This is a genomic window from Micromonospora sp. KC213 (genome assembly GCF_004348325.1).
GTDB lineage: Bacteria > Actinomycetota > Actinomycetes > Mycobacteriales > Micromonosporaceae > Micromonospora.
In genome coordinates this window covers 1-17,691 of the sequence record NZ_SMKF01000125.1, presented here as the reverse complement: position 1 = coordinate 17,691, position 17,691 = coordinate 1, and the positions used below count along the sequence as shown (strand labels likewise).

Below are 17,691 nucleotides of genomic sequence, written 5' to 3'. Positions count from 1 at the left end.
GGCCCGACGCCGACGCCGGGTACGGGGCCGATCGTGGGGATCGGCGGTAAGTGTCTGGACCTGCGCAACGGTAGCTCGGCTGATGGGACGCAGGTGCAGATCTGGTCGTGTTCCGGTGCGGCTTCGCAGCAGTGGACGGTGACGCCGGGCTCGACGATCAGGGCGTTGGGCAAGTGCCTGGACATCAGCGGCTCCAGCACGGCCAACGGCGCGAAGGTGCAGTTGTGGACGTGCCATGGTGGCGCGAACCAGAACTGGCAGGCGCAGTCGGACGGTTCGGTGCGCAATCCGCAGTCGGGTAAGTGCCTGGACGTGTCGGGCAACAGTTCGGCGGACGGCGCGGTGGTGCACCTGTGGAGCTGCCACGGCGGCGCGAACCAGAAATGGACCCTGCCCTGATGTCCCGCCATCAGAAAGAGAGCAACTGACATGCGTAGACATCCCCGAACCCTGCTCGGCGGCGCGGTGGCGCTACTGGCCGCCATGGCCTGCACCGTACCCGCCGGTCCCGCGGCGGCCGCGGACGCGCCGTACGACGTCCTGGTGTTCTCCAAGACCGCCGGTTTCCGGCACGACGCGATTCCCGTCGGCATCCAGACCATCCGCGACCTCGGCGCGACGAACACCTTCACCGTCACCGCCACCGAGGACGCCAACCACTTCACCACCGGCAACCTGAGCCGCTACGAGGCGGTGATCTTCCTCAACACCACCGGCGACGTGCTGAACGACACCCAGCAGTCCGCGTTCCAGTCCTACATCGGCTCGGGTGGTGGCTTCGTCGGCGTCCACTCGGCCGCGGACACCGAGTACAACTGGCCGTTCTACGGCAACCTGGTCGGTGCCTACTTCGCCTCGCACCCGGCCATCCAGCAGGCCAACATCAAGGTCGAGGACCGGGCGCACGCGGCGACCGCCCACGCGCCACAAACCTGGACCCGCACCGACGAGTGGTACAACTTCCGGACCAACCCGCGCGCCGGCGCACGCGTGCTGGCCACGCTCGACGAGTCGTCGTACTCGGGCGGCTCGATGGGCGCCGACCACCCGCACGCCTGGTGCAAGACCTACTCCGGTGGCCGAGCCTTCTACACCGGCGGTGGGCACACCCAGGCGTCGTACGCCGAACCGGCGTTCCGGGCGCACCTGCTCGGCGGCATCCGGTACGCGGCCGGCCGGACCAAGGCCGACTGCCGGCCGGAGAGCGGCTACGCGGCCCTCTACAACGGCTCGACCACGGGCTGGTCGCAGGCCGGCCCGGGCGGGTTCACCAACTCCGACGCCACCCTCAGCTCGTACGGTGGCCTGGGCCTGCTCTGGTACAGCGCGCGGCAGTTCACCAACTACTCGCTCAAGCTGGACTGGAGGATGCTCGGCGACGACAACTCCGGCGTCTTCATCGGCTTCCCACCGTCGAACGATCCCAACTCGGCGATGACCAACGGCTACGAGGTGCAGATCGACGCCACCGACGCGCCCGACCGCACCACCGGGTCGATCTACGCCGTCAAGGCCCCGGATACCGCCGCGCGGGACGCGGCACTCAACCCGCCGGGGGAGTGGAACACCTTCGAGCTGCTGGTCGAGGGGGAGCGGCTCCAGGTCTTCCTGAACGGAGCGAAGATCAACGAGTTCACCAACACCGACCCCGCCCGATCGCTCGCCGGGCACATCGGGATCCAGAACCACGGTACGGGCGACGACGTGTCGTTCCGCAACATCCGGCTCAGGGAGCTGGGCGGCCCGACGCCGACGCCGGGTACGGGGCCGATCGTGGGGATCGGCGGTAAGTGTCTGGACCTGCGCAACGGTAGCTCGGCTGATGGGACGCAGGTGCAGATCTGGTCGTGTTCCGGTGCGGCTTCGCAGCAGTGGACGGTGACGCCGGGCTCGACGATCAGGGCGTTGGGCAAGTGCCTGGACATCAGCGGCTCCAGCACGGCCAACGGCGCGAAGGTGCAGTTGTGGACGTGCCATGGTGGCGCGAACCAGAACTGGCAGGCGCAGTCGGACGGTTCGGTGCGCAATCCGCAGTCGGGTAAGTGCCTGGACGTGTCGGGCAACAGTTCGGCGGACGGCGCGGTGGTGCACCTGTGGAGCTGCCACGGCGGCGCGAACCAGAAATGGACCCTGCCCTGATGGCTCTGCCCATGGATCGCCGACACTTCGTCAAGGCGGCGGCACTGTCCGCCGGTGCCGCCGCCCTGCCCTCGGTGATGGTCGCCCGTCCGGCCCTCGCTGCCGTCCCGCCTCAGGTCACGCTTCCCGATCGGGGGATCTACGACACCGCCGTCGCCACCGACTGGACCGACGGTTTCCTGACCGGCAACGGCGAGTACGGCGCCATCCTGTACGGCGCGCCGACGCTGGAGAAGGTGATCCTCAACCATCACCGCTTCGTCCTGCCGAACGGCACCCGCAACCTGACCCCACCGGTTCTCTCCGGCCGGCTCGCCGGCGTCCGGAGCAAGGCGTTGGCCGGTGACTACCGCGGCGCGAACGCCGACTTCAGCTCCGGCTGGGGCCTGCGCTGGACCCAGGCCTTCCACCCGGGCTACGAGCTGCGGATCAGCACGCCCGGCATGACCACCGCCAACGACTACGCCCGGATCACCGACTTTCGAACCGGCGAGGTAACCTCCACCTGGACCGACGGCTCCGGCGTCTGGACCCGGCGGGTCTTCGTCTCCCGGGCCGACAGGGTGGTCGTCCACGAACTCGCCCCCGCGTCCGGCCGGACGATCGACACCACGCTGAGCGTCAACGCGGCGCTCGCGGGCGTCGCCAACTCGGTCCGCTTCACCACCCTCACCACGGTCGGCAACGGCTCCGGCTATCTGAATCTGCGGGGCACGTACCCGTCCGGGCAGGGAGCGTTCGGCTACGAGGGCGTCACCCGGGTCGTCGCCACCGGCGGCACGGTGAGCGCGAACGGAGCGACCATCGTCGTCACCGGCGCCACCCGGCTCGTGTTGCTGACCAAACTCGACAGGTACGAGTCGCCCACCGCCTGGGACGCCAGACCACTACACGCCGCGCTGGCCGCGTTGAGCGCCGACTACTCCGCGTTGCGTAGCCGGCACGTCGCCCTGCATTCGGCGATGTACGACCGTTCCCGCCTCGACCTGAACGTCTCGGCGAACGATCGGCGGCTGTCGACGAGCGAACTGATCGCCCGGCAGAACGCCAACCGCGGCGTCATCGACATCGCGCTGCTGGAACGGTTGTACGACTCCGGCCGCTATCTGTTCATCAGCTCCAGTGGGGTCCTGCCACCGCGGCTGACCGGCATCTGGGCCGGGTCGTGGAACGCCGCTTGGGCCGACGACTTCACCACCGACGCGAACGTCAACCTGCAGGTCGCCGGCGGGAACATCCTCGACCTCACCGACGCCATGCAAGGCTACTTCGATCTGGTTCTCGGCCAGCTCGCCCACTGGCGGACCAACGCCCGGAACCTCTACGGCGCCCGCGGGTTCCTCGCCCCGTCCCGCACCGACGGCGAGTACGGCCACATGCTGCACTTCGACGCGGGCTTCCCGGGCCACTGCTGGACCGGCGGCGCCGACTGGCTGCTCTACCCGCTGTTGGAGTACTACCAGGTCACCGGCGACCAGGCATTCCTCCGGGACAAGCTGGGCCCGGCGCTGATGGAGCTGGCCCTGTTCTACGAGGACTTCCTGACCCGCACCGACGCGAACGGCGACGTGGTGTTCGTACCGTCCTTCTCGATGGAGAACTCGCCGGCCAGCACCGGTGTCCTCCTGGCGGTCAACGCCACCGGCGACATCCAGGCCGGCAAGCACGCCCTGCGCGCCGCCATCGACGCCGCCAACGCCCTCGGCGTCGAACAGGGCAGCGGCCAGGGCGTCGAACGCTGGACCGCCCTGCTGGGCAAGCTGCCGCCCTACGCCACCAACGGCGACGGTGCCCTCGCCGAATGGTCCTGGCCCGGGCTGACCGACCGCTACAACCACCGGCACGTCCACCACCTGTACGGGGCTTGGCCGCTGCACGAGATAAACCCCGAGGACGAGCCCGCACTCGTCACCGCCTCGCTCCGGGCGCTGGCCCTGCGCGGCGACGAGAACGTCTCCGCGCACGGCAGCCTGCACCGGGCGCTGGCGGCCGCCCGGCTGAAGGACGGCACCCTCCTCTACGGCAATCTCCGGAAGATCATCGGCAACAACATGATCTTCCGGTCGCTGATGACCGCACACAACCCGAACCTCGACATCTACAACGCCGACGCGGCCCATGCCCTACCCGGCGTGCTCAGCGAGGCGATCGTCTACACCAGGCCCGGCATCGTCGAGTTGTTGCCCGCCCTGCCCGACCAGCTCACGAAGGGCGGCATCACCGGCGTACGCGGTCGCAACCGGGTCCGCGTCGACAGCCTCACCTGGGACCTGGCCGCCCGTACCGTGACGGTGACGCTGACCTCGGCGGTCACCCAGCGGATCACCCTCATCAGTCGCCGCGGAATGGCGTCCGTCGCCACCTCCGTGCCGGTCGCCTCCTCCCCGTTCGGGTCGCACGCTCGGGTGATCTCACTGTCCGCCGGTGAACCGGCGCAGATCGTCGTGGCTCTGCCTGCGGGCTACCACCGCCTGGTGAACCGGCGCAGCGGGAAGGTGCTCGACGTCTCCGGCGCCTCCACCGCCAACGGCGCCAAGGCCATCCAGTGGGCCTGGACCGGCGGCACCAACCAGCAATGGCGGTTGGAACCCAATGCCGACCAGTCATTCAGACTGGTCAGCCGCAGCAGCGGCAAGGTGCTCAACGTCCCTGATGGCGCGACCACGCAGGGCATCCAACTCGACCAGTGGTCCGACACGAACAGCACCCACCAGTGGTGGCGACTGATCGACACCGGCGACGGCTACTACCGCCTGGTCAACGTTCGCACCGGCCTCGTCGCTGACGTGTCGGGCGGCTCGGTGAACGACGGCGCCCAGGTCGTCCAGTGGGCCGCCAACGGCGGAACCAACCAGCAGTGGCAACTCGTCGCGGTGTAGCCACCGCACCGCGTCAGGGCCAGGGCGACCTGTGGAGCGCCACCTTCCGACGGCGGTCACGCCGATGGGTCAACGCCGCGCGGGCGTGGCCGAATAGGTGGTCACCAGCAGGGTGGCGAAGTCGGCGAGGCGTTCCGCGGTGTGCTCGACCGCAGCGGTGGGCAGCACGATGTGACTGACCACGAGACGCACGATCGACTCGGCGCCGAACCGCAGATCGTCGTCGCTGATCTCCGGCGCGTGCGCCCGCGCCCAGTCCTGGACGACCGCCGTGGCGGCGATGAGCACTATCTCCGCCCGCGTGGTCAAAAACGGCAGCAGTGGGTCGGCCTCCCGCGCACTGGTCAGGATCGCCTTGATGAGAGGGTTGCCGGCCGCCTCCCGAAGCACCCGCAGAATCGCCGCGTACGCCCCGGCCCGTACGTCGTCGCCGTGGGTGAACAGGCACGCGCGCACGTCGGCGACGAAGCGCTCCACCTCTCGCCGCGCGAGTGCCTCGGCGAGTCCCGCCTTGCTCGCGAACTCGTTGTACACGGTCTGCCGGCTGATTCCCACGACGGCGGCGACCTCCGCCATGCGCACGTTGTCCCAGCCGTGGGCGATCGTCAGCTCGCGAGCGGCGTCGACGATCGCGTCGCGCAGGTGTCGCCGCGCGACGTCGCGGTAGCGCTTCGAGGTCTCCATCAAGGTCCGAAGTCTAGCCGCAGCCGACTTTACACACAGGCACCACTTGTAAAGCTATGAGACATAGACCATAGTGATGTCCACGATTTGTCGCCCCACCGGAGGTCGACGTGGACCCGTCGCTCGACGCCGTCACCTGGCGCGATACCAAGAAGTACGGCTGGCCGCTGGCGCTGCTCGTGCCGGCACTCCCGTTTCTCGGTTTCGCGCTCTGGCGGTTGACCGGCGGTGCCGCCTGGAGCTGGTGGATCGCTCCCGTCCTCGTGTTCGGGGTGATTCCCGTCGCCGACCTGCTGATCGGCGACGACCGCGACAACCCACCCGAGGACGTCGCTCGCCGGCTGCAGGAGGTGCGTTACTACCGCTGGATCACGTACCTCTACCTGCCGGCGCAGTACGCCGGGCTGATCCTCTGCTGCGCGATCTGGGTCCACGGCGGACTGGGGATCGGCGGAATGGCGGGTCTGGTGTTCACCCTCGGCATCGTCAACGGCATCGCCATCAACACCGCTCACGAGCTGGGGCACAAGCGCGAAAAGGTCGAGCGCTGGCTATCCAAGATCGCGTTGGCGCCGAGCGGATACGGGCACTTCTACGTCGAGCACAATCGCGGCCATCACGTGCGTGTCGCGACCCCCGAGGATCCGGCCAGTGCCCGGTTCGGTGAGAGCTTCTGGGCGTTCTGGCCGCGTACCGTGCTGGGCAGCCTCCGCTCCGCGTGGCGCCTGGAAACCAGCCGATTCCGGATCCGCTCGCGCAGTCCTTGGACGTGGCGCAACGACGTGCTCAACGCCTGGGCGATGACGGTGGTGCTCGCCGCCGGTCTGATCGTCGGCTTCGGGGTGCGGGTCGTGCCGTTCCTCGTGCTGCAGGCGGTCGTCGGCTTCTCCCTGCTGGAAGTCGTCAACTACCTCGAGCACTACGGTCTGTGCCGACAGCGCACCGTGGGCGGTCGGTACGAGAAGGTCGACCCACGGCACAGCTGGAACAGCGACCGTGTTGTCACCAATATCTTCCTGTTCCAACTACAGCGGCACAGCGATCACCACGCCAACCCGTTGCGGCGCTACCAGACGCTGCGCACGTTCGACGAAGCTCCACAACTGCCGGCTGGATACGCCACCATGATCGTCGCCGCGCTGGTGCCGCCGCTGTGGCGGCGGATCATGGATCCGAAGGTGGCGGCCCACTACGGCGGCGACCTCTCATTGGCCAACCGGCGGCGGTGACCGAGGTCAAGGGCGGATTCTGAACCTCTCGGGGCGGTCGAGCAACCTTTCCGGTCTGCCAGACCACTGACGTGCGTCCGGGTCGACTGAAACGGTTGAAGGAGAGCACCCACCATGACCCCTCTGCACCCGCCTCGCCGGCTGCGCCCAGGGCTCGCGAGCGTCGTGTCCACGGCCATGCTGGCGGCCCTTGCCGGATGCGGCGGCGGCCCCTCCCCGGTCGAACCCGCTGCCGCCACGCCCTCCGCCACCACCCAGGTGACCGTCCCGTCCAGCACAGGCTCTCCGACGGCAGCGGCTGCCGCGAGCACGCCGGCGGCACAGCCTGCGGCCACGAGCACCGCAACGTCGCAGCCGTCGCCCGCGAGCAGCTCGCCGACGACGTCCGCCGCGGCACCGTTGGCGGGACGGATTCGACCGAAGGTCACTTACCGGGGTGACGCCACCGTCTACGACGCCGGAGACGGCGATGGCGCCTGCCTGTACGGCGCGAGCCGAGACCTCATGATCGCGGCGATGAACCACACCGACTATGAGTCAGCCAAGGCGTGCGGGGCGCACGTCCTCGTCCGCGCGGCCAACGGCGCCTCTGTCACGGTCCGGATCACCAACGAATGCCCATTGCCCTGCGCACCCGGCCAACTCGACCTCAGCCCAGAGGCCTTCGCCAAGCTTGCCGACCCCTCGCGCGGCCGGATCCCGATCACGTGGAGGTTGTTGAGCCCCAGCACGTCCGACACGATCTCGATCCGGTACAAGACCGGCTCCACCAAATGGTGGTGCGCCATCCAGGCGATCGACCACCGGAACCCGGTGGCGCTGCTGGAGGTCCGCACCAGCGCCGGCTGGCAGCGCCTGCCCCGCACCGACTACAACTACTTCGTCTCCGCCCGCGGCAGCGGGTGCGGCGGCGCGATCAGGGTTACCGACATCTATGGGCAGCGACTGGTCGTCAACGGGATCGCGCTGAGGCCGGACGTCGTGCAGCTCACCCAGGTCCAGTTCCCCAAACGCTGAAACCCGCCTGCGGATCCGTGGTGTTCCGCGCGTCCGCGGCGGCTCGGACGAAGGCGCGGACCAGCGCGCTTTCGCCGGCGCTGCGCCACACCGGTGCGTACCGCAGGACCGGTCCGTCGGTGATGGGCACAAATGTTATGTCACGGCGCAGCCGGGAGGCGGCCGCGAACGATCCGACGGGGGATACGACGCCGCCGGTGGCGACCGCCGTGAACCCCTCTTCAAGGGTGGCCACGGCGATTCCGCGCCGGACGGGCCGCCCGGCCGGTGTCACGGACGGGGTGTGCGCCTGCCATACATAGTCCGGAATGGGCCCCTCCAGATCCACCACCAGGTGATCGCCGAGCTCCTCCATCTCGACCCGACCCCGACGGGCCAGCGGATGATCGGAGGCGACAGCCAGCACCAGCGGCTCGGTGTACAGCTGCGGCCCGACGACGAGGTCGGGCTCGCGGACGGGTAGCCAGAGCAGCCCGATGTCGACCCGGCCGGCGCGTAGTCCGCCGAACGGGTCGGCGGGCAGGAGCTCGCGCATACGCAGTTCACATTGCGGGTGCCGCTGTCGAAAGAGATCGAGGACGGTCGCTATCTGCTGGTGGTGGGTGTCGAAGGTGCCGACGGTCAGGGTGCCGGCCTGCCCGCGAGCGACGGCGGCAGCCTCATCGAGACCTGCCATGATCTCGCGGTAGCCCGCGTCGAGCCGGTCGCGAAGCCGGTCGCCGAGCGGGGTGAGGCGCACGCTGCGGCTGGTCCGCTCGAACAGGGCACTGCCGATCCGGCGCTCCTGTTGTTTGATCGACTGACTGACCCGCGCCTGGGATACCCGGAGGCGTTCGGCGGTACGCCCGAAATGGAGCTCTTCGGCCAGCGTCAGGAAGATCTCGATGTCGCGCAGCTCCACCAGGCTGCCTCTCCCTCCGGTCACCGCACGTCCGCATCGTGTCCGTGATCTACGCGCCGGGAAGCTTACGGCTGTGGCGTCGCGTCCGGCGATCGTGCCCCGGGCCACCGCCGGCGGCGCGTGGCGTCGAACGATAACCGGGAGCTTATGCGGCGATTCGATCTTGCACATTGTTCCGCAGGGACGGTGGGGCGATCGTGGCTTCCATGAGCGAACGCTTGATCGACATCGTGGCGGTGCCGGATCACACCGGGGTCTCGCGGTGGCGGGCTGAGGCGTCACGCGGCTTCGTCGCCGGGGTGGCCAGCCTGCGGCCGATCATCCCGTTCGAGCACGACCTTCTGCTGCCTGCGACCCTGGCCATGACGCCGGGCACCTCGGAGCTGAGCCTGTACGTGGAGCCGCAGTGGCGCCGACGCGGAATCGGCTCCCGCCTCCTGGCCACCGTTCGGGCACAGACCACCGAGTCACGCCTGGTCGCCGACGTGGCCGTGGGCTCGCCAGCGGAGGCATTCTGTCTACGGCACCGCTTCCAGCACATCCGACCCAGGCGCCATGACCTGCTCACCTACCGCGATGTTCACCGGGCCTGGCTGGGTGAGCTGGTCGACGCCGAACACCCCGGCTACCGCCTGACCCACTGGACCGGCGAGCTGCCCAACGCGGCCCGTGTCGAAGAGCTGCTCACAAGCCCGAGCAGCCCCGGTAACGCCGTACTGACCGCCGCGGACACCGACGGCGACCTGGCAGCCTACGCCGTGGCGGTCGCCGGTGCGCTCTCCCAGACCCGCGCCCACCAGTACGGACCGGCCGTACTTCCCCACCACCGCGGACAACGGCTGGACCTCTGGGTCAACGCCGCCCTGATCCAGCGACTGCGCCAGGTCCATCCACACGTCAACGAGATCGAAACCACCACCGCCGAGGACGATCCCCACCTACTCGCGCTACGCGAGCACCTCGGCTTCCACCCCCTCCGGCGAACTCACCTCTACGAACTCGCCCCTCCATAAACCCGACCCGCGGAAGCCAACGCGCGCACCTGGGAAGACCACCGTCCGTCCGCTCAATTCCCCGCGCCTCGTTCATCGAGCCATGGGCAGCAGGGGCGGATCTCGACATCGAACACCAGACGTAAGGAGAACCATGATGGGACATCGCAACACCGGATTCTCGGAGCCGGGGCTACGTAGAGTGCGCGACGTGCTGGCACGGCATGTCGAGTCCGGGAGGATTCCTGGGCTCGTCGCCCTGGTCAGCCGGGGTGGTGAGACGCACGTCGAGGCGATCGGGACGATGCGTCAGGACGGTGGCCCGTCGATGCGCCGGGACACGATCTTCCGGATGGCTTCGACATCCAAGCCGGTTGCGATCGCGGCGGCGATGCTCCTGCTCGATGAGTGCCGGCTACGGCTGGACGATCCGGTGGAGTCGTGGCTGCCGGAACTCGCCGACCGACGGGTGCTGAAGCGGATCGACGGTCCGCTGGACGATACCGTGCCGGCGCGGCGGCCGATCACCGTACGGGACCTGCTGACCTCCACGTTCGGGCTCGGCATGGACATGACGGCGCTGGGCACTCCGATCATGAGCGCGATCTTCGAGCAGGGGCTCACGCCCGATCTGCCGGAGCCGATGCCCGAGCCGGATGAGTGGATGCGCCGCCTGGGCGCGCTTCCGCTGATGCACCAGCCCGGAGAACGCTGGCAGTACCACATCAGCAACGATCTCCTCGGCGTGCTCGTCGCCAGAGTCACGGGCCAATCGTTTGAGACGTTCCTGCGCGAACGTATCTTCGACCCGCTCGGGATGACCGACACCGGTTTCCACGTACCCGCCGACAAGCCCGACCGGCTGCCTGTTCTCTACGCCCCCGACCCGCAGACCGGACAGTTCCTCGTCTGGGACGACGCCGAAGGGGGACGCTGGAGCCGACCTCCGGCGTTCCAGGGCGGCGGCGGCGGGCTGGTCTCCACCGTCGATGACTACCACGCCTACTTCCGGATGCTGCTGAACCACGGCATGCACGGCAACGTACGGATCCTGTCCCGGCCCGCCGTCGAGCTGATGACCACCAACCGCCTCACGCCTGGGCAGCAAGCCGCCCGCGACGCCATGGCCCGCGACAACGTCCATGTGTCATTCGGCCAAGGGCAGCACGGCGGCTGGGGCATGGGGATGGCGGTGCGCACCTACCGTGGCGACTATGCGTCCATCGGCCAGTTCGGCTGGGACGGCGGAGCCGGTACCTCGACCTATGCCGACCCGGACAACGGGTTGATCGGAATCCTGCTCACCCAGGTCGGGATGTCCGTCCCGAATTCGGCAAGGCTCATCCACGACTTCTGGACCAGTCTCTACCAGGCAATTGACGACTGACACGCCGCCTGCCCGGCAAGCCCGCCCCCAACCCGGGGCTCGACGGTCAACCCTTGGCGGTCGAACCGTCGACGTTTGCGCCCGGATTTGGTCTGGTCCTGTCGGCAAGGCCGGGCGAGGTGCGATTCCTCGGGCCGCCCGGCCTCAGTGATCGAGATACCGCAGGCACCACCGGGTTCCGTCCCATCCGTGCAACCAGATTCCCCACAGAAGACTCGAAGGAGTACACCACCATGTCCGTCACCCTTACCGGCCAGGACAAGGTCACGGTGCTGCCGGACGCCTCGCCGGAGATCCCCGAGCCGCACGCCCACGCCTGTCCCCGGTACGAGGACACCGGCCAGCAGCAGACCGTCGACGTCACCCGCCAGAACCCCTCCTGGATCTCCAGCGGTGGTGACATGATCTCGACCACCCAGGACCTCCACACGTTCATCTCGGCACTGACCGGCGGCAAGATCCTCCCGGCCCCGCTGCTGGCCGGGATGTGCAAGCCGCATCCCAAGGCCGGGTACGGCCTGGGGGTCTTCGTGCAGGACGCCGGCGAGAACGGCGGCAGCATCATCACCCACAACGGCGGCTTCGCCGGCCACGCGGCACTGATGTACCGCACGCTCGACGGCAGTAGGATCCTGACCGCCGCGCTGAACTATGTTGACGACGCCGCACTGTCCCTGGCCGAGGCGTTCCAGAAGGCAACGCAGAGGCTCGTCAACGAAGTGGTCTGCGGCGGGCAGGCCGAGTCGGCTGACCAGGCCGAGCCGGCTCGGTAGACATGCCTGAGCACCGCAGACCCGTACGCATCGGGGGCGGCCCCTTTCCGGTCGTGTTCACGCCGTTGACACGAGGTGGGCCACGCGCACCGCCCTTCACCGAGAGAAGCACGCGCCGCGTCGCCGACGGGAGCTCAACTACTGCCGCCGGCGGCGCGGAGCCTGGACCACCGTCGCGTACAGCGGGGTACGGATGCCAGGTGTCAACGTGGCCGAGGACGCTCGACCCAAGCCCGCCGCCACGAACCGCTCGACCGCACGCTGATCTGGAACGGGCTTGATCCGGTTGTCGTGACGCTGGGTAGCGCACAGTCTGTGGCATGAGCGGACGCCCGGGAGCCATGCCGCTGGAATGCTCGTGAAGAGCCCGGACTGTCTATTCTGATGTTGGTGAACGTCCGACAGCGCAAGAAGCTCACCGCCCGCCTGATGGAGTCGCTGCTGCGTGACGATCTCCCGACCGTGCTTGCGCTGTTGCGTGCCGGGGCAGACCCGAATGCGGCAGACCGTGACGGCACCACGCCTCTCTACCTGGCCGCGGTGCACAACGGGCGTGCGGCGGTGCGGATCCTCTTGGATGCCGGCGCAGACCCGAATGTCGAAAGTGGGCGCGGCGAGGAAGGGACACCCTTGACGGGAGCGGCAGCGTGGGGGCACGACGACGCCGTCCGCGAACTCCTCGAACAGGGCGCAGATCCGACCCTCCGCGAAGACCGCGGCAGCGGACTGTCACCCCTCGAATGGGCCGTCCGAGGCGGCCACTCCGAGACGGAAGCGCTGCTCAAAGCCGCAGGTGCGGCGCAACCACAGGCACGATGTGAGTAGCGAGGACGGTGCGAGCCCACGCGACCGCAGCGCCCTCGCCCCAGATGCGCTGGCTACTGGGTTGTAGCCCGCTACCCGCGCACCACTCGCGGGCAGATCCGGATGGGCGCCGTCGTCAGTTGGGACTGCTCGTGGGCGTGTAGACGCCGGCGCGGGCGGCTGCCGCTGCCGCCTCGGCGGCCCGGTCTGCCGTGGCCCTGTCGATAGGGTCTCCGCTGACGAGCAGCCGGTAGTAGAGCGGTGCGGAGACGGCGCGGATCACCTCGGCCGCGTCCGTGCCCGAAGGCAGTTCCCCCCGCCGCACAGCCTGCTCCACGCAGGGGACCCACTCGGCGATCCGGACGGCGTAGAAGCGATGGAGAGCCTCGGCGGCGCGGGGGTCGCAGGTCGCGGCGACGATGACCGCCCGGAACAGCGCACCCTGACGCGGGTCGACCAGGGTGCGCTGCACGAGCCGGGCATTGGCGCGCAGATCCTCAATCAGCGATCCGGTGTCGGTCCGCGGCAGTGACTGCTCGGCCATGTCCGTCAGCAGGTCGGCGACGAGGCCGGCGGCCGTACCCCAGCGGCGGTAGACCGTTGTCTTGCCCACCTCGGCGCGGCGCGCCACGTCGGTGAGGTCGAGGCGGTCGAAGCCGTGCTCGACGAGTGCGTCACCGGCAGCTCGTAGCACGGCGGCGCGGACCCGGGCGGTCCGTCCTCCGGGTCGGGTCACACCGACGACCATAACGGGTCTCCAGTTCCCTTAACTGCTGATGGCTGCTAGCGTAGCTGATGCATTAACGGAACCATGGTTCCCTTAACGAAAGGCTGTCATCGTGGAGTACCGACGACTTGGGGCCTCCGGGCTCACCGTGCCCGTCCTCAGCTTCGGCGCCGGCACCTTCGGCGGTGCCGGACCGCTCTTCGGCGCCTGGGGCAACACGGACGCGCGCGAGGCAAGACGCCTCGTGGACATCTGTCTGGACGCCGGGATATGCATGTTCGACACAGCAGACGTGTACTCCGACGGCGCGTCTGAGGAGGTGCTGGGACAGGCGATCAAAGGCCGGCGCGACGCCGTCATGATCTCGACCAAGAGTGGCCTGCCGACCGGCGACGGACCCAACGACGCGGGAACCTCACGCGCGCGACTCATCCGATCAGTCGAGGCGGCTCTTCGCCGACTCGGTACCGACCACATCGACCTGTTTCAGCTGCATGCCTTCGACGCCGCAACACCCGTCGAAGAGGTCCTAGCGACACTGGACGACCTGGTACGAGACGGGAAGATCCGCTATCTCGGCGTCTCCAACTTCGCCGGCTGGCAGCTCATGAAGTCCCTCGCCGCAGCCGACCGGGACCACCGCCCCCGGTACGTGGCGCACCAGGTCTACTACTCGCTCGTTGGTCGGGACTACGAGTGGGAACTGCTGCCGTTGGGACTCGACCAAGGCGTCGGAGCCGTGGTGTGGAGCCCACTGGGCTGGGGACGACTCACCGGCAAGATCAGCCGCGACACACCGCCACCCCCCACGAGCCGACTGCACGCCACCGCCGCCTACGGCCCGCCGGTCGACGACGAGCACCTGTTCCGCATCGTAGACGTCCTCCAAGACCTGTCCCGCGAGACTGGCCGGGCAGTGCCACAAATCGCGGTCAACTGGCTACTGCGACGGCCCACGGTAGCCACCGTCATCATCGGCGCCCGGAACGAGGCACAACTGCGGCAGAACATCGACGCTGTCGGCTGGTCACTCACACCCGAACAGGCAGCCCGGCTCGACACTGCCAGCACCCGCACCGCGCCTTACCCGTACTTCCCCTACCAGCGGCAGGAAGGCTTCGCCAGGCTCAACCCTTCGCCGCTTGCGAACACCGTCTGAGCAACGATCACCACGTCCACTCGTCGGCAAAGCCCGTGAACAGCTGATCCTCTTCAAGGAGATCGTCCCCCCGAGCTGCATCTCGGGCACTACCACCCCGCGATGCAGCGCCTGGCGAGCCTGGCTGCCGCCTACCCCGACGACCTGGATCTGCGTGCCCGGCGTGCGGCACTCACCGGCGGGTGGGCAACCCGGTCGACGTTGGACGATTGGGCTTTCTTGCCGAGGATGCCACCCAGATGAGATTGCCGCATTCGACAATGCTCACTCTGGTGCCTGGGCGCGTTTGCTCGCGTTGAAGGTCAAGGCCGATCCCGCCGACCAACTCGGGCCCGTGGCGAGCGCCCGCCTGGCCCAGTTGATCCAGCAGGCCGGCCAGGAAGCCCAGCCCTGCTGGCCAGGAGTGTAGCGGGCGGCGTAGGCGGGTCGAGCGCTGTGATCCCGGTCGAGCCGAGCGCAGGCGGCGATCTGTCGTTGGTCATTGGCGGCGGTGACCGAAAGCGGACCGGCCCGCGGCAATGCCGCGGGCCGGTCGTCGGGGATTGCGGGCTGACGTGAGGGCGGCCCGGCGGGCACCGCGGGAAACCGCCCTCATCCGGCCACCGTTACGCTCGTGTCCAGCGTTGGTTGGTGCCGCCGTGGCAGTTCCAGACGATGACCGCGGTGCCGTTGGCGGTGCCGCCGCTGTTGACGTCCAGGCACAGGCCGGTTTGGGTGTTGCTGATCGTGCCGTTGCTGTTGAGGGTCCACTGCTGGTTGGCGCCGCCGTGGCAGTCCCAGATCTGCACCCGGGTGCCGGCGGGGGCGTTGGATGCGACGTCCAGGCATTTGCCCATGGTTTGCAGGGCGGCTGCGTTCTGGGTGAACTGCTGGTTCGCGCCGGTGTGGCAGTCCCAGATCTGTGCCTGTGCGCCGTTGGCGGAGGAAGCCCCGCTGATGTCCAGACAGCGGCCGGAGGCCTCACCGCGCAGCCGGTTACCGTTCGGGCCCGGCGTCGGGGTGGTCGGGTCCGGCGTCGGGGTGGTCGGGTTCGGCGTCGGGTTCGTGCCCTGGAACTGCGCGAAGAACCGCCACACCTCTGTCTTGGTCCAGGTCCGAACGCCGTCCTCACAGCCGGAGCAGCCGTCCACCGGGCCTGGCCCGTGGCCTCCGTCGAACGCGGCCCACTGCACCGGGTATCCCGCCCGGCACGAGTAGGCGGTAGTGATGTGCGTCCTGCTGCCCGGTGACGGTTCGCGCGGGTTCTGGGCGGCACAGCCGTTGTTGCGCACGAATCTGTCACGCAGCGAACGCCCCTGAGAGATGTTGAGAACGTTGTCCGAGATGCCGTGGATCCCGAAGTACGCGATCGGCTGGTTGCCGCCGCTGCACCCGCTCAGCTGCGCGCCGGCGTAGACGGCGACCGCTCGGAAGACGTTGGCCCGAGCGCACGCGATGGCGTAGCTCATGCCTCCTCCGTAGCTGAAACCCATGGCGAAGCGCTGCGCCGTGTCGACACAGAGCGCGTTGTCGATCAGTCGGACCATGTCGTCGACGAACGTGATGTCTTCGCCGCCGGAGTTGGGCCAGCCGTTGCCGAGGCCCTGCGGCGCGACGAGGATCGCACTGTTGTTCGACTGCTCCTGCATTCCGTAGTAGGCCCAGGCGCTTCCGCTGCTCCCGCCAGTGGCGACGTCGTTCATGGTGCCGCCCCGCCAGTGGAACGCGAAGATCAACCGGTACGGGTTGCTGTTGTTGTAGTTGGCGGGAACTCGCAGGATGAAGCTACGAGACTTGCCGCCGCTCTGGATCGTATGCGTGCCGCTGTTCAGGCCCGGGGCCTTGCCGCATCCGGCCGTCGCCGCCAGGGAGACGGCGTCCGCCGCCGCGGACGCCAGGCGGAAGCCGGCGACACCGGCGCTGGCCAGTACGGCTGTGGTGGCGATGGCGACCAGTAGACGCCATCGGTGCCGATGGGTGCCCTGTGGCATGTGTTGCTCCGTTCTCTGGAGGTGGAGGTGGTGTCCGGCGTGGGTTCAGCGGTAGCCGGCCGCGACGATGTTGGCCTGCACCGCGTTCTCGGTCGCGTCGGACGGATAGCCCGCGACCATCGCCCCTTCGTAGAAGGTGCCGGCGCTGAGGTTGGCGCCGCCGCCCGGTTTGCAGCAGTCCCCGCCGCTGCCGAGGATGATCGCGCCCTGCTTCTTCATCGGGCTGTACCCGGGAGGAAGAGCTCCGTCATAGAGCGTGTAGAGGCTGCCGGACTGGGCGTTGCTGCCCTTGATGGCGAAGCGGGACGTCCCGTTGTTCTTCAGGGTCGCCGTGACGAACTTGCTGGTGAAGGAGCGCTGGTTGGGGTTCCAGGTCTGGCTGCCGCCGGAGTAGAGCCCCCATTCCAGGTCGGCCTGGACCCAGGGTCCGGTACCGGAGCAACCGCCGAACCAGCACTGGGTGCTGAAGTTGATGGCGTCCATCGCTCCGGCGGCGTCGGCCGATCGGGTCGTCTCGCTGTTGCCGTAGTCGAAGCAGCAGCCGTTGTTGACGTGGGTGCCGCTGGTCACCATGTACATGCCCTCGGGCGCACTGCCGGTCGGCACACCGGTCAGGTGGCCGTCCCGCCAGTAGCTGTTACCGGGGTTGATGTAGAGGGAGTAGGCCTTGTTGCCGCCGACGGTCAGCGATTCGGAGGTCGCGATCGCCGGACGGCTCTGGGTGGAGCCGGGGACCACGCTCGACCCCTGGTACCACAGGTCGTTTCCTCTGCCGGACTGGTCGAAGACCACGGTGATGACGCAGGTGGTGCCGGCACAGAACGAGTCCTGGGCCGCCGCGTTGGCGGAGCCGCCCGCGGTCAGGACGCCGATGTTCCGGGTCGTGTTGTCGGACGAGCGGCGAACCTGGTAGAGGTTGCCGTTGTAGGCGCTGAAGAGCGCCCGTACGGTGCTGTGCGCGGCGACGCAGGGGGTGCCGCCCGAGGCGTAGATGTCGCAGGGGCCGCCACCGGTCGGCGGTGTGGGGGGC

General features: G+C 68.6%; 15 protein-coding genes. 10 read left to right on the top strand and 5 right to left on the bottom strand.

All coding sequences use genetic code 11. The annotated features are described in order from the left end of the window. The 3 genes from E1166_RS21985 to E1166_RS21975 form a co-directional block, all read left to right on the top strand. The coding region (locus E1166_RS21985; RefSeq protein WP_165944404.1) for a lectin at nucleotides 1-399 on the top strand (399 nt) is incomplete at its 5' end. A gap of 30 nt (nucleotides 400-429) precedes the next feature. After that, the gene (locus E1166_RS21980) at nucleotides 430-2,139 is read left to right on the top strand and encodes a ThuA domain-containing protein (RefSeq protein WP_132341573.1); all 1,710 of its coding nucleotides are present in this window, start codon (nucleotides 430-432) and stop codon (nucleotides 2,137-2,139) included. After that, nucleotides 2,139-5,018, top strand: a complete 2,880-nt coding sequence (locus E1166_RS21975; RefSeq protein ID WP_132341571.1) for an RICIN domain-containing protein — start codon at nucleotides 2,139-2,141, stop codon at nucleotides 5,016-5,018. The genes E1166_RS21980 and E1166_RS21975 overlap by 1 nt, the downstream gene beginning before the upstream one ends. A gap of 69 nt (nucleotides 5,019-5,087) precedes the next feature. Here E1166_RS21975 and E1166_RS21970 read toward each other — a convergent pair whose 3' ends face one another. Then, on the bottom strand, nucleotides 5,088-5,702 hold the full coding sequence (locus E1166_RS21970; protein WP_132341579.1) for a TetR family transcriptional regulator: 615 nt from the start codon (nucleotides 5,700-5,702) through the stop codon (nucleotides 5,088-5,090). 110 nt (nucleotides 5,703-5,812) lie between these two features. Between E1166_RS21970 and E1166_RS21965 the strand changes: the two genes are divergently transcribed. Together E1166_RS21965 and E1166_RS21960 are read left to right on the top strand one after the other, a co-directional pair. Further along, a complete protein-coding gene (locus tag E1166_RS21965; RefSeq protein WP_132341569.1) occupies nucleotides 5,813-6,931 on the top strand; it encodes an alkane 1-monooxygenase in 1,119 nt (372 codons plus the stop codon). 177 nt (nucleotides 6,932-7,108) lie between these two features. Then, a complete protein-coding gene (locus E1166_RS21960; RefSeq protein WP_243710479.1) occupies nucleotides 7,109-7,948 on the top strand; it encodes an expansin EXLX1 family cellulose-binding protein in 840 nt (279 codons plus the stop codon). Here E1166_RS21960 and E1166_RS21955 read toward each other — a convergent pair. Then, nucleotides 7,920-8,873: a LysR family transcriptional regulator gene (locus tag E1166_RS21955; protein ID WP_243710478.1), complete on the bottom strand. Its 954-nt coding sequence runs from the start codon at nucleotides 8,871-8,873 to the stop codon at nucleotides 7,920-7,922. The two genes, E1166_RS21960 and E1166_RS21955, sit on opposite strands and share 29 nt — an antisense overlap. A gap of 182 nt (nucleotides 8,874-9,055) precedes the next feature. Between E1166_RS21955 and E1166_RS21950 the strand changes: the two genes are divergently transcribed. The 4 genes from E1166_RS21950 to E1166_RS21935 all read left to right on the top strand — a co-directional run bounded on the left by E1166_RS21950 (nucleotide 9,056) and on the right by E1166_RS21935 (nucleotide 12,826). Beyond that, nucleotides 9,056-9,862, top strand: coding sequence for a GNAT family N-acetyltransferase (locus E1166_RS21950; RefSeq protein ID WP_132341565.1), 807 nt, complete (start codon nucleotides 9,056-9,058; stop codon nucleotides 9,860-9,862). 181 nt (nucleotides 9,863-10,043) lie between these two features. Beyond that, entirely contained in the window at nucleotides 10,044-11,228 is a 1,185-nt protein-coding gene (locus E1166_RS21945) for a serine hydrolase domain-containing protein (protein WP_243710477.1), read from the top strand. A 233-nt stretch (nucleotides 11,229-11,461) separates the two neighbouring features. Continuing rightward, nucleotides 11,462-12,001, top strand: coding sequence for a serine hydrolase (locus E1166_RS21940; RefSeq protein ID WP_207914408.1), 540 nt, complete (start codon nucleotides 11,462-11,464; stop codon nucleotides 11,999-12,001). 390 nt (nucleotides 12,002-12,391) lie between these two features. Beyond that, nucleotides 12,392-12,826: an ankyrin repeat domain-containing protein gene (locus E1166_RS21935; RefSeq protein WP_132341563.1), complete on the top strand. Its 435-nt coding sequence runs from the start codon at nucleotides 12,392-12,394 to the stop codon at nucleotides 12,824-12,826. A 115-nt stretch (nucleotides 12,827-12,941) separates the two neighbouring features. Here E1166_RS21935 and E1166_RS21930 read toward each other — a convergent pair whose 3' ends face one another. Beyond that, nucleotides 12,942-13,541 carry a TetR/AcrR family transcriptional regulator gene (locus E1166_RS21930; protein WP_243710476.1) on the bottom strand — a complete coding sequence of 200 codons (600 nt, stop codon included), beginning with the start codon at nucleotides 13,539-13,541 and terminating at the stop codon, nucleotides 12,942-12,944. Nucleotides 13,542-13,644: 103 nt separating this feature from the next. Here E1166_RS21930 and E1166_RS21925 point away from each other — a divergent pair, with 103 nt between their 5' ends. Continuing rightward, nucleotides 13,645-14,691 (top strand): aldo/keto reductase, encoded by a 1,047-nt coding sequence (locus E1166_RS21925; RefSeq protein ID WP_132341559.1) that lies wholly within the window; start codon nucleotides 13,645-13,647, stop codon nucleotides 14,689-14,691. Nucleotides 14,692-15,296: 605 nt separating this feature from the next. Here E1166_RS21925 and E1166_RS21920 read toward each other — a convergent pair. Both E1166_RS21920 and E1166_RS21915 read right to left on the bottom strand, forming a co-directional pair. Beyond that, the gene (locus tag E1166_RS21920; protein WP_132341557.1) at nucleotides 15,297-16,661 is read right to left on the bottom strand and encodes a ricin-type beta-trefoil lectin domain protein; all 1,365 of its coding nucleotides are present in this window, start codon (nucleotides 16,659-16,661) and stop codon (nucleotides 15,297-15,299) included. Nucleotides 16,662-16,706: 45 nt separating this feature from the next. Next, nucleotides 16,707-17,691: arabinofuranosidase catalytic domain-containing protein (locus E1166_RS21915; RefSeq protein ID WP_132341555.1), on the bottom strand; the 985-nt coding region annotated here is incomplete at its 5' end.